Origin of the sequence: Rhodococcus sp. T9N, assembly GCF_024436645.1 — a bacterium.
Classification (GTDB): domain Bacteria; phylum Actinomycetota; class Actinomycetes; order Mycobacteriales; family Mycobacteriaceae; genus Rhodococcus_F; species Rhodococcus_F qingshengii.
Window position 1 is genome coordinate 148,162 of the sequence record NZ_JAMSKS010000017.1, and the last position, 14,897, is coordinate 163,058.

A 14,897-nucleotide genomic window follows, 5' to 3' on the forward strand; every position below is an offset into this window, starting at 1 on the left:
TTTGTGAGGCAAGTAACACGTGGCGGCGAGTCCCGTCGTGGTCCTTCCCGTAAATCGATGCGCCTGGCGCAACTGGTCATCGGATTCGGCGTCGTCGGATCCCTGATCGTCGGGACGCCGGCCATGTCCTCGGCCGTACCGCCACCGCCGCCGAATCCGAGTGACTCGGATATCGCCGCGGCAGATTCGCAGGTCTCGTCGAGCGTCGGCACCGTCAGCGCGCTCATCAATCAAGTCGCATCGGCAAACGAACAGTTGTCGGCACTCGACAACGAAGTTGCGATCAAGCGTGAAGACGTCAACAAGACTCTCGTGGATCTGCAGAACGCTCGCGGCGCCGCAGACTCCGCAGCGCAGGCCGTCGGAGTCACGAAACAAGCTCTGAAGGACGCGTCGGCGCAGATCGAGGTCGCTCAGACGGACTTCGACAAGTACGCACGCTCGAGCTACGTCAAGGGCACCAATACTGCGTCGATCTCGTCGTTCCTCGACGCCAAGGGTCCTGGCGACGTTCTCGACCGCGCGCAGGTCCTCAAGCTTCTCGCCAATACGCAGAGTGCAGTGCTCGACGGTCTCCAGCGAGCACGTACCGAGCAGGCGAACAAGGATTCCGCGACCCGCCAGGCCAAGCAGCAGGCCGATGCCGCCGCCGAGGTCGCCGCGCAGCTGAAGGATCTGGCGGAGCAAGCGATTCAGATCGCGCGCAACGCTCTCGATCAGCAGGTAGCCAAGAAGGCCGCGATCGAAGCCGAGCGCAACTCTGCCCAGGCTCAGCTCGACGCCGCCCGCAACGCCGTCGCCGGCTTGCAGGGTCAACGCCAGGCATACGCGACCTGGGACGAACAGCGCCGTGCCGAGGAAGCTCATCAGAAGGCTCTCGAAGCCGCTGCCAAGGAAGCGGCCGCTCAGGCCGCCGCCCGTGCCGCAGCCGACCAGGCAGCCAAGGATCGAGCTGCCGCACTGGCAGCGGCCCAGCGTCCGCACACCGCGGTCGAAGACCCGACTCCGACCGTCATCCCGGACGACGACGACACCTGGACTGACGAAGAAACAGGGACCGACGAGGAAACAGGCACGGACGAAGAGACCGGCACCGACGAGGAAACGGTCACGACGCCCAAGCCCACCACCCCGAAGCCGACGACGCCGAAACCCACCACTCCGAAGCCTTCCGTTACCGGAAGCGCTGCAATCGAATCCGTCATCGACCGCGGAATGTCTCAGCTAGGCGTGCAGTATGCCTGGGGCGGCGGCGACGAGAACGGACCGACGCGAGGCATCCGTGACGGCGGCGTCGCTGACAGTTACGGCGACTTCAACAAGGTCGGGTTCGACTGCTCCGGCTTGATGATCTATGCCTTTGCCGGCATCGGGATCTCGCTGCCGCACTACACCGGCTATCAGTACACCGCAGGCACTCAGGTTCCGTCTTCGGAGATGAAGCGCGGCGACATGATCTTCTACGGCCCCAACGCCAGCCAACACGTGGCGCTCTACCTCGGTAACGGTCAGATGCTCGAGGCACCACAATCCGGTTCGAGTGTCATGGTCTCACCGGTTCGGTGGGGTGGAATGACGCCGTACGCCGTCCGACTGGTGTCCTGACCGTCAGAGGAAATGCCACTGACACCCGCATTTTCAGGGAAGTATCAAGTTCCCGACGTGGTGTTACGGCATCGAGCGCAACTACCTGGAATAGTTGACGGGGAACACGTTACTGTCGGTACTTTTCTAGGTGAAAGCGATGGATTCTTGGTGACCTCACGTGAAGATTCGGTCGGAACGGTCGACGTAAGCAAGGCGAGTGGAAGTGCGGACGGAGCAGCACCTTCCCTGGCAGCCGACGTTCAGACCTTGGAGCGAGCGATTTACGAGGTCAAGCGAGTCATCGTCGGGCAGGACCGGCTTGTCGAGCGCATTCTCGTCGGACTTCTCGCCAAGGGGCACGTCCTCCTCGAAGGCGTCCCCGGTGTCGCCAAGACGCTGGCCGTCGAGACTTTCGCGAAGGTCGTCGGCGGTTCGTTCTCCCGCGTCCAGTTCACCCCGGACCTGGTGCCCACCGACCTGATCGGCACGCGCATCTACCGTCAGGGCCGCGAGGAGTTCGACACCGAACTCGGACCCGTCGTCGCCAACTTCGTGTTGGCCGACGAGATCAACCGTGCCCCGGCCAAGGTGCAGTCCGCGCTCCTCGAGGTGATGGCAGAACGCCACGTCTCGATCGGTGGCAAGCGGTACCACATGCCCGATCCGTTCCTGGTGATGGCGACGCAGAACCCCATCGAGAACGAGGGCGTCTATCCGCTCCCCGAAGCGCAGCGCGACCGCTTCCTGTTCAAGATCCTCGTCGATTACCCGACAGTGGAGGAAGAACGCGAAATCGTCTACCGGATGGGCGTGGCAGCGCCGGAGCCGCACCAGATCCTCGGTCCGGAGGAGTTGGTCAGGCTCCAACGCGTCGCCAGCAACGTCTTCGTTCACCACGCGCTCGTCGATTACGTTGTCCGGGTCATCGCCGCCACGCGTACGCCGCGTGAGGTCGGACTCGAGGACGTCGCCGGCTGGATCGCGTACGGCGCCTCACCCCGCGCGACGCTCGGCATCATCGCCGCGTCGCGAGCTCTCGCTCTCGTCCGCGGGCGCGACTACGTAGTGCCGCAGGACGTCATCGAGGTGATCCCGGACGTGTTGCGTCACCGCCTCGTTCTTTCCTACGACGCCATGGCCGACGAGGTGACTCCCGACGCCGTCATCGCCCGGGTGCTGCAGACCGTCGGACTGCCGCAGATCGCCGCGCGGCCGGTTCCTACCGTTCCCGGACCGCCCCAGCAGGGCGCACCGCAAGCACCGCAGTTCAACGCACCGGGCACAGCTAATCCGCAGGGCACAGCTAATCCGCAGGGCAACGGCGCGCCGATTGCGACCGCTGAGACGATGAGTCGCCCGCAGTGACCGAAGGCCGCGACGGTGGCCAGGCGACACCCGCCGGATCCACCGGTTCTCCGCCGTCGTTCCGATCCGGCGAGCTCAGCGACCCCAAACTCACCGCTGCGCTGCGCACCCTCGAACTGACGGTTCGCCGCCGCCTCGACGGTGTGCTGCACGGCGATCATCTCGGCCTGATTCCCGGTCCGGGTTCGGAGCCGGGAGATGCCCGCGAGTATCAGCCGGGCGACGACGTGCGGCAGATGGACTGGTCCGTCACAGCACGGACGACGCACCCACACGTGCGTCAGTCGGTCGCAGATCGTGAGCTCGAGACGTGGCTCGTCATCGACTTGTCCGCAAGTCTCGACTTCGGGACCGCCGGATGCGAGAAGCGCGACCTGGTCGTCGCCGCAGCCGCGGCGATCACTCACCTGACCAGTTCGGGCGGTAACCGCGTCGGCGCCATCATCTCGACCGGCGCACAGACAACTCGAATTCCGGCCCGCGGTGGGCGAATTCACGCACAGGCGATGCTCCGCAAGATCGCGACGACTCCGCACGCGCCGGACGGGGTACGCGGTGATCTGGTCGGCGCGATCGAAGCGCTCAGACGCCCACAGCGTCGGCGCGGACTCGCGGTCGTCATCAGCGACTTCCTCGGACCGATCGACTGGGAACGCTCGCTGCGCGCCATTTCAGGACGGCACGACGTGCTCGGTGTGGAAGTGGTCGATCCGCGAGACCTCGAACTGCCCGACGTGGGCGACGTGGTGCTCCACGATCCCGAGTCCGGCCGGACCAGAGAATTCACCACGACGCCGCAACTGCGCGCCGACTTCGCCAGAGTCGCCGCCGAGCACCGCGTCGAGGTCAGGCAAGCTCTACGTCGTTGCGGCGCACCGCTCATGTCCCTGCACACCGATCGGGACTGGATTGCCGACGTCGTGAGATTCATCTCGGCACGCCGACACAGTTATGGTGCCGGCGCCGGAACTGGGGGCGTTCGTTCGTGAGTCTTTCTCAATTCACCGCACCGTGGTGGCTGCTGTTCCTCGCTGTCATCGCCGCGTTGGTGGTCGGTTACGTACTCGTGCAGAAGCAGCGGGCCAAGCACACACTTCGGTTCACGAACTTCGCGCTACTGGAGAAGGTCGCGCCTTCGCGGCCCGGGCGGTGGCGTCATATTCCAGCGATTCTGATGGTCGTCGCGTTGGTGTTCTTCACCGTCGCCCTTGCCGGTCCGACGGCAGACAAGAAGGTCCCGCGAAACCGCGCCACGGTGATCCTCGTGATCGACGTGTCGCTGTCGATGCAGGCCACCGACGTCGAGCCGACGCGATTGGCAGCAGCGCAGGAAGCTGCGAAGTCGTTCGCCGACGGTCTGACTCCCGGCATCAACCTCGGGTTGGTCGCATTTGCCGGAACGGCTTCGGTTCTGGTGTCGCCCACCACGAATCGTGACGCGACGAAGGTCGCCATCGACAACCTCAAGCTCAGTGAGCGAACGGCGACGGGCGAAGCGATCTTCACCTCGTTGCAGTCGATCGACACGCTGTCGGCTGTTCTCGGCGGCAGCGATCAGGCGCCACCGGCGCGCATCGTGTTGCTGTCCGACGGTAAGCAGACCGTTCCCGAAAACTCGGACGATCCGCGGGGCGGATTCACCGCTGCCCGTCAGGCCAAGGACAAGGGCGTTCCGATCTCGACCATTTCCTTCGGAACGACATACGGGCGAGTCGAGATCGAAGGAGACCGAATCCCCGTCCCGGTCGACGACGCGTCATTGAAGGAGATCGCCAACCTTTCCGGCGGAAGTTTCTTCACGGCATCGAGCCTCGAAGAACTGCGCCAGGTGTACGACACGCTCGAAGAGCAGATCGGTTTCGAGACGACACGAGGCGATGCGAGTCGACCGTGGTTGGTTCTCGGCGTCGTGTTCGCGACCGCTGGTCTGACGATTGCCCTGGTACGCAGGCAGCGTCTGCCCTGATCGAGAGCAGTTCCGAATTGTCCAAATACCGCTGGTACGCGGCCCGCAGAGAATTGATAGGTTGATCGCCATGTCTACCCCTCCCACGACAGTGGTTTCCGAACGGACCGTCACCACACCGCGCTCGGTGCTCGTCACCGGCGGTAACCGCGGAATCGGCTTGGCCGTCGCTCAGCGGCTCGCCGCAGACGGCCACAAGGTAGCCGTCACGCACCGCGGTTCCGGTGTCCCCGAAGGGTTGTTCGGCGTCGTGTGCGACGTCACCGACACCGAGTCGATCGACCGTGCATTCAAAGAGGTCGAAGCGCACCAGGGGCCGGTCGAGGTCATCGTCGCCAATGCCGGCGTCACCGACGACACACTGATCATGCGAATGAGCGAAGAGCAGTTCACGAGCGTCGTCGACGCGAACCTCACCGGTACGTTCCGCCTCTCGAAGCGTGCGACCCGGTCGATGCTGCGCGCGCGTTTCGGACGGTTCATCTTCCTCGGCTCTGTGGTGGGTCTGGCAGGTCAAGCCGGCCAGGTCAACTACGCCGCGTCCAAAGCAGGCATCGTCGGTATCGCTCGTTCCCTGACAAGGGAACTCGGCTCACGTTCGATCACCGCCAACGTCGTCGCTCCCGGGTTCATCGAGACCGACATGACGGCAGCACTGGGCGACGACGTCAAGGACAAGGCCACCGAGTTCATCCCGTTGCAGCGGACCGGAAAGCCGGAAGATGTTGCAGCAGTTGTCAGTTTCCTCGCCTCCGACGATTCGGCCTACGTCTCGGGTGCGGTCATCCCCGTCGACGGTGGACTCGGCATGGGGCACTGACCCGCTTTTCGCACACACACCTTTCTCGTACGTCTGAAATCAGGAGGACATCTCATGGGCGGCTTGCTCGAGGGTAAGACCATTCTTGTCACCGGCATCATCACCGATTCGTCGATCGCGTTCCACGTGGCCAAGGTCGCGCAGGAGCAGGGCGCGAAGGTACTGATCACCGGATTCGACCGTCTGCGCCTCATCGATCGCATCGCCCAGCGACTGCCGCAGCCCGTGCCGCCGGCAATCTCGCTCAACGTCCAGAGCTCGGAGGATCTCGCATCTCTCGCCGAGCGTGTGCGCGAGCTGGCTCCCGAGGGTATCGACGGCGTCGTCCACTCGATCGGCTTCGCTCCCCGCTCCTGCCTGGGAAGCCCGTTCATGGACGCGCCGTGGGAAGACGTGGCGGTCGCACTCGAGGTGTCCGCCTACTCGTACAGCGCACTGGCCAAGGCCTTGCTGCCGGTGCTCAACGACAACGCGTCCATCGTCGGTATGGACTTCGATCCGGCGCGCGCGATGCCGTTCTACAACTGGATGGGTGTCTCCAAGGCGACCCTCGAGGCCGTCAATCGGTACGTGGCCAAAGAGGTCGGCGTCCGCGGCATCCGCTCGAACCTGGTGTCCTCCGGCCCGATCAAGACCTTGGCCGCCAAGGCCATTGCCGGTGACAGCACCGGTCCGGGCGCGGAGTTGGACAAGCTGAACACCGCATGGGACGGTGCTGCGCCCATCGGCTGGGACGTCGACGATCGCGAGCCGGTCGCCAAAACGGTCTGCACCGTTCTCTCGGATTGGTTGCCCGGCACGACCGCGTCGATCATCTACGTCGACGGCGGCTTCCACGCGATGGTCGGCTAGTAGCACCCCTTCTACTACGCAGGTGAGTACCCGGGTGACTCCCGCCGAACGGCATCGCGCAAGATTGAACTCATGACCGTAAGTATGGACGTGCAGTTCGATGCTCTTCTCGTTTTGTCGTTCGGCGGTCCCGAAAAACCTGAAGACGTACGGCCGTTCCTCGAAAACGTCACGCGCGGTAGGGGAGTGCCACCGGAGCGGCTCGACGCTGTCGTCGAGCACTACATGCATTTCGGTGGAGTTTCGCCCATCAACGCGCTCAACCGAGACCTGATCGAACGGGTCGAAGGTGAGCTGGCAGCAGCCGGCGTGGATTTGCCCGTGTACTTCGGCAACCGCAACTGGCACCCGATGGTCGAAGACACCGTTGCCAAGATGCGCGAGGACGGTGTCCGCAACGCCGCCGTGTTCGCCACGTCGGCGTGGGGTGGTTACTCCGGATGTCGGCAGTACCACGAGGACATCGCCCGTGCCCGTGAGGCGGTCGGTGACGGCGCACCGACGCTGACAAAACTTCGCCAGTACTACGACCATCCGCTGGTCGTCGGCGCGTTCGCCGACGGTGTGCGCGCGGCCCGCGCAGAGTTGCCCGAAGCGACTCGCGATACTGCGCGCCTGGTGTTCACCGCGCATTCGGTACCGAGTGCCGCAGACCGCAATGCAGGGCCTCCGGCAGAGGGCGGAAACCTCTACAGTCGACAGGTCGCCGAGGCCGCGAAGTTGGTTGCCGAGGCCGTCGGCGTCGAGGATTTCGATCTGGTGTGGCAGTCGCGATCAGGCCCGCCGCAGGTTCCGTGGCTGGACCCCGACATCTGTGATCACCTGGATACGTTGTCCGCCAAGGATGTTCGCGCCGTGATCGTGTGCCCCGTCGGTTTCGTCTCCGATCACCTCGAAGTGGTGTGGGACCTGGACACCGAGGCCAAGGACAAGGCAGCCGAACTCGGGATGGATTTCGTTCGGGCAGCAACGCCCGGCCGCGATCAGCGTTTCGCGCAGCTGGTGCCCACGCTCGTTCGGGAACTGGCCGAGGCCGAGCAGCCACTGCGACTGGGGGTCGAGCCGCTGCTCGGCTCGACCACCAACGGTCTCTCGTGTGCAGTCAATTGCTGCGCGGCCGTTCAGCGTCCCCGCTGACGGTCCGGCGCTCAGGTGTTCGGATGCTTGAGCTTTCCGCAGGGCCCGGGAACGGTGGACGTGCTGCGCGAGGTGAGGAGCGTCTCGACGATCTGTCGATCCTCGGGGCTCAGTGACGGGTCGATGTAGTTGAGTTCGGGCGCGCCCAGTTCGCGGACTCGCCCGGCGAGGGTAGCGACAAACGAGACGCGTTCTTCGTCGTCGTCGTTGACGTCGTGGATCTGCAGCACCGACACCGGAAACTTGCGCAGCGTCACAGGCAGGAAGCGGGCGCCGAGAACGTGGTCGACGTTGAATCCCGCCCACTGCCCCTGGTTGGCCTCCACGCATTCGGCGTCGGAGTGAATTGCGCTCTCGCCGATGTACTTACGTGCGGGCAGCATCTTCTTGGGGGCAAGTTCGGATGCGCCCTGCTGAAGGACGGGAAAGTCGCCGTCCGAGTACAACCAAGGCTGGTTGGCCATCTTGATCAACCGACCGGCGTCCAGATCCGGGAGATAGCGAGACTTGAGGAGAAACGCGACGCTGTCGACCGAGATGCCCAGCAGTTCTGCGGCCTTCTGTCGGCTCATCGCGAACGTCGGGGCATTCTTCGGGGCGATCTGGATCAAATTGACCATGCGAACTCCTGTAAGTGTTCAATTGTTGCGGGCTTGGTACAGCTGACATGACAATTCGCCGATTATCAACCTCTAGCTGATTTCCGACTTGTAGATGAGTCGGTTGTCACCATCCGAGTTCACGCAACCGGGGATCTCCGATCCCGAAGTGGTGGCCGATTTCGTGGATCACGGTTCGGCGAACTTGCTCGATCACCTCGTCTTCGGTGCTGCAGATCGCACAGATGGCCCTGCGGTAGATCGTGATGCGGTCGGGAAGGACGCCGGCGTACGTGGTGGTTCTCTTGGTCAGTGGGATGCCCTGATACAGCCCGAGTAGCCCCGGTCGTCCACCTTCGAGTTGAACGGTCACTGCGACATTGGCCATCTCCGCACCCAATTTCGGTGGCAGGCTGTCGAGCGCCCGCTTGACCATGTCCTCGAACTGGCTGTCGTCCACGTCGATCATCTGCCCATTGTGCGTGCGGGGGCGGGATCCGGGTGTGTCCATGTGGAAACAGTGCAGCTTACGGCTATGTTCATTGCGTGGCCGAAGACCTCTATCACCGTTACGAATTCACATTCATCGTTCAGATGCTGACAGTCTCGCAAGAGCAGGCGATCGAAGAGAGCTTGGGCGGAAGGGTCGAGGACCGACGCGGGCTGCAGCTGCTGACGCTCACCTCGGAAGGTATGCGAGCGGCGACAACGGCTATCACCGTGGTGGACCAGTTGGTGGCTGCAGGCGTGCGTCCCCAGCGGACACATCCCGATCTGGTGTCACGTCAGGACATTGCCGACCGTGCGGGGGTGACGCGGCAAGCTGTCGGGCAGTGGGTGCGAGGGGTCCGGCAGGCGGCTACGCCTTTCCCGATTCCGTACAACTCGGTTGCCGGGGGGATCTGGTTCTGGGGCGACGTCCTGGATTGGTTGCGCCGTCAGGGGTACAGCCAGGACACCGGTTTGCGCTACCCGACGCTGGATGAACATATTCGCATCGACCGCCATATCGCGATCAATCACAAGTCTGTGGGTTGATCGATCAAACGGTTTGCTTGAAAATAGCTATTGAAACAAACCGACGGTAGGTATAAAGTCCCTAAATACCTCAATCAATCTATCGGTGCGTCGGTCCTGCCCTGGGGGGAGTCTGGTCTGCGCTGCAGATACCCGAGCATGCGAGCAGGAATTCATGGTTTCGACCCCCGAAGTACGACCGATGCCCAAATCGGCCGCGCTCACGACTTCTGTGGCTATTTCCAGCGATGTAGCAACGGCGAAGCTACGTGAAGGTGTATCGGGCAGGGGCCGTCTGCGAGCGGCGACGGCGGCGCTGTTCCGGCGCTCACGCCCACGTACGACTTCCGCGCCACCGTTGAGCGTGCTTCTTCTCGTCACCTCAGACAACGGTCTCTCGCAGCGGGCCGGTCTTGTTCTTCGCGAGGCGGGACACCAAGTCCGTACAGCCGTCGTCGCCGACGCGGACGCAGTGCTGGCCGCGACTTCTTCGGGAGATTTTGACCTCGTCATCTGCCCGTTTCTGAAAGCCTATGTCCCGGAATCTGTTTGGCAGCGGTGGACAACGATCATCATCCATCCCGGCCCGCCCGGAGATCGCGGGCCGTCGTCGCTGGACTGGGCGATAACGGATGGCGAACCGATCTGGGGAGTGACCGCTTTGCAGGCCGCCGAGGAACTGGATGCCGGAGCGGTGTGGGCCTGGCGGACGTTCGAACTCCGGAACGGGGCAACCAAATCCTCGGTATACAACGAGGAAGTCACCGACGCGGCGATGGAGTGCATTACGGAGGTCGTCGAACATTTCCGTACTCCTGACTTCCAGGCGATCCCATCGGACCGAGTTGCGCGGCCCGTGGCTTCGACCCGATCGAGGCCCAGCATGAAACAGGCCGATCGCGTTTTCAGCTGGGAGCAAGACGCGTCGAGCATCGTCCGCGCCGTCAACGCCGCCGACGGCTTTCCCGGCGTCGCCGTTCAGTTGGGGCTCGACCGGGTCTACGTCTACGACGCTCACCTCGATACCCACGTCGATGCAGCGCCCGGCACCATCGTCGAGTACTTCCACCAGGCAATACGTGTTGCCACCGGTGCGGGCTCCGTATGGATCGGACATGCGCGGCTCGTCGGCGCCGGCAATGTCAAACTTCCGTCGACCGCGGTCGTACGTCCGGACGTGTTCGTTCCACAGGTCTGGGAGAGTCGTTACCCCGAGACCGACTATCACCGCGACGGCGAAATCGGATATCTCTCGTTCCGCTTCTACAACGGTGCGATGAGTACGAAGCAATGCGCGCGACTGGCCTCCAGGCTCCGCTGGGCGATCACGCAGGACACCAAGATCCTTGTCCTCACGGGTGACTACGACAGATTCAGCAACGGTATCCACCTCAACGTCATCGAGGCCGCGTCGGATCAAGCCGGGGAAGCGTGGGCCAACATCAAGGCCATCAACGAGATCGCGAAAGCGATCGTCACCTGTACGGAACAGGTTGTGGTGGCGGCATTCACAGGCAACGCCGGTGCCGGCGGGGTCATGCTCCCGCTTGGAGCCGACGTAGTCGTGGCCAGGGACGGTGTGGTTCTCAATCCTCATTACGCCACGATGGGCCTGTTCGGCTCGGAACTGCACACGTACACACTTCCGGCTCGGGTCGGCGAGGAGCAGGCCCGCAGTCTGCTGGCCGAGTGCAGTGCGATCGGCATCCGTCGAGCCTTGGAGATCGGACTTGTCGACGCGATCGGCCCCAGGCGGCCGGATCTGTTCGAGGCGTGGTTGCGCGAGGTCGCCACCGACTTGCTCGAAGGAGATCGGCTGGAATCGATGCTGGAGCGCAAACGTCTTCGACTGGAACGTGATCCGGTGGAGCCCTACGAGGAGCGTGAGCTCGAAGAGATGAAGATCGACATGTTCGGTGACCGCAACGGGTTTGCCGAGAAACGCCGGAACTTCGTGCTCAAGCTCTGATCGACACGCTGTTCGCCGACGCGACACGGGCAGTCCGAACAACGTCCCACAGTCGTCGCAGCAGGTCGTCACGCCTCTGCGCAGTGGACACGCTCGGGGCCTGATTGGTCGATACCGACGCAGCCACGGTGAGAATGGCTGCCACGTTGTCGGCGGTGTCGATCACCTGTAAATGGCGAGGTGACAGTGTCGACGGCCAGCGGTGTCCGGCCTGTGCCTGCAGGGCTTCGGCGACCAGCGTACGAGCGTCGTTTCCAGGTATTCCGGTGGCTACGGCCGGAAGCCCGCCGAGCACCTCGGCTGCGTCCCGAACAGCTTGGCGCAGTTCGTATTCGGCTTCGCGGAGTCCGATCGATTCGGCGCTGCCCGCCACAGTGGGAATGGAGAAGACCGTCCATCGCAAGACGTCCGGGCCTTCCTTCGACGGCACGAGTCCGACTCCCGGCTTGCCGACGGCGCCGATCTGTATCCCTTCACCCGTTGCGATCGCAGCGCGCGCGAACTCGGTCCCGGTGGGCAGACCACGTACATCACCGGCCGTAGGAAGGACCAGGCGGACCTCGGCAGCCTCCGAGCGTGCGATTCTGAGCAGGGTGGGCACACCGGAAGCCGTGACTCCCGGCCATTCGAGATCGTGGCGGACCGCGGTTTCCGCGTCGGCGGCGCCGATCAGGTGCATCGGTGCCCACGCGGCAAGGGCGTCGATGACGTCGTCCGGCGCAGCGTCGCCGGCGAGCCATGACGCTGCCCACACGGTGAGGGTTGCGCTGGGAGAACTCATGACCGTGAAGTTTAGTTCGGCGTGGCGACATGCGCGGCCCCGGCGTTGTGACCTAGCGTGATCCGGCGTGAGCGGTGGCAACGGATACGGTGACATTTTTGCGGGTCATACCCGCAAACAGAAGCGCGTGACGCCTGAAGTGGCGGCCGAGCGTGATCTTGTCGTCGAGGATGCGGCGACGGGATTCTGCGGTGCGGTAGTCGGTTTCGAGCGCACGTACGACGGCGATTTCGTGCGGCTCGAGGACGGTCGTTCCCGGACGCGGTTGTTCGCGATGCGCGAGGCGGCCTTCCTCATCGACGGCTCACCGGTCACCCTCGTACGCCCGGCCCCCAAGCCCGTGTCCACCAGACCCGCACGGTCGGCTTCGGGTTCGACGCGAGTCGAAGGCTTACGCGCCCGCACGGCACTGCCCAGCCGGATCTGGGTGGAGGGAGTACACGATGCTGCCCTCGTCGAGCGGGTGTGGGGTCACGATCTTCGCGTCGAAGGTGTTGTCGTCGAACATCTCGAAGGACTCGACAATCTGGGGGAGCGGCTTGCCGAATTCGGGCCTGGTCCCGGCCGCCGCGTCGGGGTCCTGGTCGACCACCTGGTCACCGGTTCCAAGGAAACCCAACTGACTCAGGGCCTCGGCCCGGACGTGTTGGTGACCGGGCACCCGTACATCGACGTGTGGGAGGCCGTTCGTCCCAAATCTGTCGGAATCGCCTCCTGGCCGAAGATTCCACGCGGCGAGGATTGGAAGACGGGAATCTGCCGCGAACTGGGCTGGGGGACACCTCAGGAGGGCTGGCGGCGGGTCTACAACTCGGTCGAGAGCTTCCGTGATCTGGAAGCTCCTTTGATCGGTGCAGTCGAACAACTTGTCGATTTCGTTACCGAGCCGAACTGACGTAGCGGCGGCCTGGGTCACACATTCTGGTTAGATGGTGTTGTGGCTGCACTTATTTGGCTGATCGGAGCACTGGTGCTCGCCGGGGCCGAAGCGCTGGTGGGGGATTTCTTCCTGCTGATGCTCGCCGGTGGGGCGCTCGCTACTGCCGGTGTCAGTGCTGTCACCGACTTCCCGGTGTGGGTCGACGCCGTCATGTTCGGAGTGTTCTCCGCCGCCCTCGTCCTGGGCGTGCGACCGATCATGTTGCGTCGCTTCGGTAGTCCGCCGCCGACCCCGACCGGAATACAGGCACTCGAAGGTAAGCACGCTCTGGTTCTGGAAGAAGTGGGCGAGCATTCCGGGCAGGTCAAGTTGGACGGCGAGGTGTGGACTGCCAGGCCGTACGACACCACCGAGGTGTACCCGCCGGGTACCAAGGTGACGGTGATGGAAATCAACGGCGCAACAGCAGTCGTCTGGAGGGGACCTTAATGGCAGCACTCATAGTGCTCGGTGTGTTGGTGCTATTCGTGATCTTGGTGGTCGCGAAGTCGGTAGCACTGGTACCGCAGGCAGAAGCCGCGGTGATCGAGCGGCTCGGTAGGTATTCGAAGACGGTGTCCGGGCAGCTCACGTTCTTGATCCCGTTCGCCGATCGTGTGCGCGCCAAGGTGGATCTTCGTGAGCGGGTGGTCTCCTTCCCACCGCAGCCGGTGATCACCCAGGACAACCTGACACTGTCCATCGACACGGTGGTGTACTTCCAGGTCACCAATCCGCAAGCTGCGGTGTACGAGATCAGCAACTACATCGCTGCCGTCGAGCAGTTGGCAACCACCACGCTGCGAAACGTCGTCGGCGGAATGACCCTCGAAGAGACGCTTACCTCGCGTGATTCCATCAACGGTCAGCTTCGTGGTGTCCTCGACGAGGCGACTGGTCGCTGGGGCCTGCGAGTGGCCCGCGTCGAGCTCAAGAGCATCGATCCGCCGCCCTCGATCCAGGAGTCGATGGAAAAGCAGATGAAGGCGGACCGCGAGAAGCGCGCGATGATTCTGACGGCTGAAGGTCACCGCGAATCCGCTATCAAGACCGCCGAGGGTGCCAAGCAGAGCCAGATTCTTTCTGCCGAGGGAAACAAGCAGGCCTCGATCCTGAACGCCGAGGGTGAGCGTCAGTCCCAGATCCTTCGCGCTCAAGGTGACCGCGCGGCCAAGTACTTGCAGGCTCAAGGCGAGGCCAAGGCCATCGAGAAGGTTTTCGCTGCAATCAAGTCCGGTAAGCCGACTCCGGAATTGCTTGCATACCAGTATCTTCAGACGTTGCCGCAGATGGCGCAAGGCGATGCGAACAAGGTGTGGCTCGTACCCAGCGACTTCGGTGACGCGCTGAAGGGATTTGCCAAAACGCTTGGCGCGCAAGGGCAGGATGGCGTTTTCCGGTACGAGCCGCCGGCCGCCGAAGAGAATCTTCCCAATCCTGAGGACGATTCAGCCGAGGTGGCGGAGTGGTTCGAGACCAAATCCGATCCGGCTATCGCGGAAGCAGTGCGCGCTGCTGAAGTTGCTGCACGCACACCGGTCGAAGACCCGGCAGCTGCGGTCAGGCACCGCCGTGAGAGTGCGCCCGAGCAGCCTGGATTCGTAGATCCCGCGTTGCCACAGCAGGGCGAAAATCCTTGGCCGGGTCAGTTGCCGCTGCCGCCCGAGCGTGAAGATTTCCAGCAGAAGTACCCGTACCAGGGGCAGCCGCCCGAGGGTGGCCAGCGCCAGTAGACGCCTCTCGTAGCGAACGTTGATCGGGACGGGGGCCCCAAACCCAAGGGGATATTGGCCCGCCCCGTCCGCCCAACGCGATCGCCCCCAGGGCACGGGAGAAGGTTGCCCAGATTAAAAGGTCGGGCCCCTGAGGTGAGGGGACGTGCGGG

At 63.6% G+C, this 14,897-nt stretch carries 15 protein-coding genes; 12 read left to right on the top strand and 3 right to left on the bottom strand.

Annotated features, from left to right (window positions below; genetic code table 11):
• Positions 1 to 57: 57 nt before the first annotated feature.
• The 7 genes from M1L53_RS24630 (at position 58) to M1L53_RS24660 (ending at position 7,727) form a co-directional block, all read left to right on the top strand.
• Positions 58 to 1,605 carry an NlpC/P60 family protein gene (locus M1L53_RS24630; RefSeq protein WP_003944866.1) on the top strand — a complete coding sequence of 516 codons (1,548 nt, stop codon included), beginning with the start codon at positions 58 to 60 and terminating at the stop codon, positions 1,603 to 1,605.
• A 150-nt stretch (positions 1,606 to 1,755) separates the two neighbouring features.
• Positions 1,756 to 2,952 carry a MoxR family ATPase gene (locus tag M1L53_RS24635; protein ID WP_003944917.1) on the top strand — a complete coding sequence of 399 codons (1,197 nt, stop codon included), beginning with the start codon at positions 1,756 to 1,758 and terminating at the stop codon, positions 2,950 to 2,952.
• The gene (locus M1L53_RS24640; RefSeq protein ID WP_003944991.1) at positions 2,949 to 3,941 is read left to right on the top strand and encodes a DUF58 domain-containing protein; all 993 of its coding nucleotides are present in this window, start codon (positions 2,949 to 2,951) and stop codon (positions 3,939 to 3,941) included. The genes M1L53_RS24635 and M1L53_RS24640 overlap by 4 nt, the downstream gene beginning before the upstream one ends.
• A complete protein-coding gene (locus M1L53_RS24645; protein WP_019748426.1) occupies positions 3,938 to 4,918 on the top strand; it encodes a VWA domain-containing protein in 981 nt (326 codons plus the stop codon). Before M1L53_RS24640 ends, M1L53_RS24645 begins: the two co-directional genes overlap by 4 nt.
• A 70-nt stretch (positions 4,919 to 4,988) precedes the next feature.
• Positions 4,989 to 5,738, top strand: coding sequence for a 3-oxoacyl-ACP reductase FabG1 (gene fabG1, locus M1L53_RS24650; protein ID WP_007727875.1), 750 nt, complete (start codon positions 4,989 to 4,991; stop codon positions 5,736 to 5,738).
• A gap of 54 nt (positions 5,739 to 5,792) precedes the next feature.
• Complete coding sequence (gene inhA, locus M1L53_RS24655; RefSeq protein WP_003944803.1) at positions 5,793 to 6,590, top strand: NADH-dependent enoyl-ACP reductase InhA; 798 nt, start codon at positions 5,793 to 5,795, stop codon at positions 6,588 to 6,590.
• A gap of 84 nt (positions 6,591 to 6,674) precedes the next feature.
• Positions 6,675 to 7,727 carry a ferrochelatase gene (locus tag M1L53_RS24660; RefSeq protein WP_054188227.1) on the top strand — a complete coding sequence of 351 codons (1,053 nt, stop codon included), beginning with the start codon at positions 6,675 to 6,677 and terminating at the stop codon, positions 7,725 to 7,727.
• Positions 7,728 to 7,738: 11 nt separating this feature from the next.
• Here the strand turns inward: M1L53_RS24660 and M1L53_RS24665 are convergent, their stop codons facing one another.
• A complete protein-coding gene (locus M1L53_RS24665; protein WP_007727873.1) occupies positions 7,739 to 8,347 on the bottom strand; it encodes a transcriptional regulator in 609 nt (202 codons plus the stop codon).
• A 106-nt stretch (positions 8,348 to 8,453) separates the two neighbouring features.
• Complete coding sequence (locus tag M1L53_RS24670; RefSeq protein ID WP_003944783.1) at positions 8,454 to 8,795, bottom strand: metallopeptidase family protein; 342 nt, start codon at positions 8,793 to 8,795, stop codon at positions 8,454 to 8,456.
• A 77-nt stretch (positions 8,796 to 8,872) separates the two neighbouring features.
• Between M1L53_RS24670 and M1L53_RS24675 the strand changes: the two genes are divergently transcribed.
• Both M1L53_RS24675 and M1L53_RS24680 read left to right on the top strand, forming a co-directional pair.
• The gene (locus tag M1L53_RS24675; protein WP_030536391.1) at positions 8,873 to 9,364 is read left to right on the top strand and encodes a hypothetical protein; all 492 of its coding nucleotides are present in this window, start codon (positions 8,873 to 8,875) and stop codon (positions 9,362 to 9,364) included.
• A gap of 154 nt (positions 9,365 to 9,518) precedes the next feature.
• The gene (locus M1L53_RS24680; RefSeq protein WP_083471223.1) at positions 9,519 to 11,312 is read left to right on the top strand and encodes an enoyl-CoA hydratase-related protein; all 1,794 of its coding nucleotides are present in this window, start codon (positions 9,519 to 9,521) and stop codon (positions 11,310 to 11,312) included.
• Here M1L53_RS24680 and M1L53_RS24685 read toward each other — a convergent pair.
• Entirely contained in the window at positions 11,302 to 12,093 is a 792-nt protein-coding gene (locus M1L53_RS24685) for a hypothetical protein (protein WP_042449131.1), read from the bottom strand. The two genes, M1L53_RS24680 and M1L53_RS24685, sit on opposite strands and share 11 nt — an antisense overlap.
• 67 nt (positions 12,094 to 12,160) lie before the next feature.
• Between M1L53_RS24685 and M1L53_RS24690 the strand changes: the two genes are divergently transcribed.
• The 3 genes from M1L53_RS24690 to M1L53_RS24700 are packed head-to-tail and all read left to right on the top strand — an operon-like array spanning position 12,161 to position 14,745.
• On the top strand, positions 12,161 to 12,988 hold the full coding sequence (locus tag M1L53_RS24690; RefSeq protein WP_042449128.1) for a DUF3097 domain-containing protein: 828 nt from the start codon (positions 12,161 to 12,163) through the stop codon (positions 12,986 to 12,988).
• A 42-nt stretch (positions 12,989 to 13,030) separates the two neighbouring features.
• Positions 13,031 to 13,462 (top strand): NfeD family protein, encoded by a 432-nt coding sequence (locus M1L53_RS24695; RefSeq protein WP_003944877.1) that lies wholly within the window; start codon positions 13,031 to 13,033, stop codon positions 13,460 to 13,462.
• A complete protein-coding gene (locus M1L53_RS24700; RefSeq protein ID WP_030536387.1) occupies positions 13,462 to 14,745 on the top strand; it encodes an SPFH domain-containing protein in 1,284 nt (427 codons plus the stop codon). Before M1L53_RS24695 ends, M1L53_RS24700 begins: the two co-directional genes overlap by 1 nt.
• Positions 14,746 to 14,897 lie beyond the last annotated feature (152 nt).

Coding starts and splice junctions, on each gene's coding strand:
- M1L53_RS24630 (WP_003944866.1), top strand. CDS start 58: ATGCGCCTGGCGCAACTGGTCATCGGATTCGGCGTCGTCGGATCCCTG.
- fabG1 (WP_007727875.1), top strand. CDS start 4,989: ATGTCTACCCCTCCCACGACAGTGGTTTCCGAACGGACCGTCACCACA.
- inhA (WP_003944803.1), top strand. CDS start 5,793: ATGGGCGGCTTGCTCGAGGGTAAGACCATTCTTGTCACCGGCATCATC.
- M1L53_RS24660 (WP_054188227.1), top strand. CDS start 6,675: ATGGACGTGCAGTTCGATGCTCTTCTCGTTTTGTCGTTCGGCGGTCCC.
- M1L53_RS24665 (WP_007727873.1), bottom strand. CDS start 8,347: ATGGTCAATTTGATCCAGATCGCCCCGAAGAATGCCCCGACGTTCGCG.
- M1L53_RS24670 (WP_003944783.1), bottom strand. CDS start 8,795: ATGATCGACGTGGACGACAGCCAGTTCGAGGACATGGTCAAGCGGGCG.
- M1L53_RS24680 (WP_083471223.1), top strand. CDS start 9,519: ATGGTTTCGACCCCCGAAGTACGACCGATGCCCAAATCGGCCGCGCTC.
- M1L53_RS24685 (WP_042449131.1), bottom strand. CDS start 12,093: ATGAGTTCTCCCAGCGCAACCCTCACCGTGTGGGCAGCGTCATGGCTC.
- M1L53_RS24700 (WP_030536387.1), top strand. CDS start 13,462: ATGGCAGCACTCATAGTGCTCGGTGTGTTGGTGCTATTCGTGATCTTG.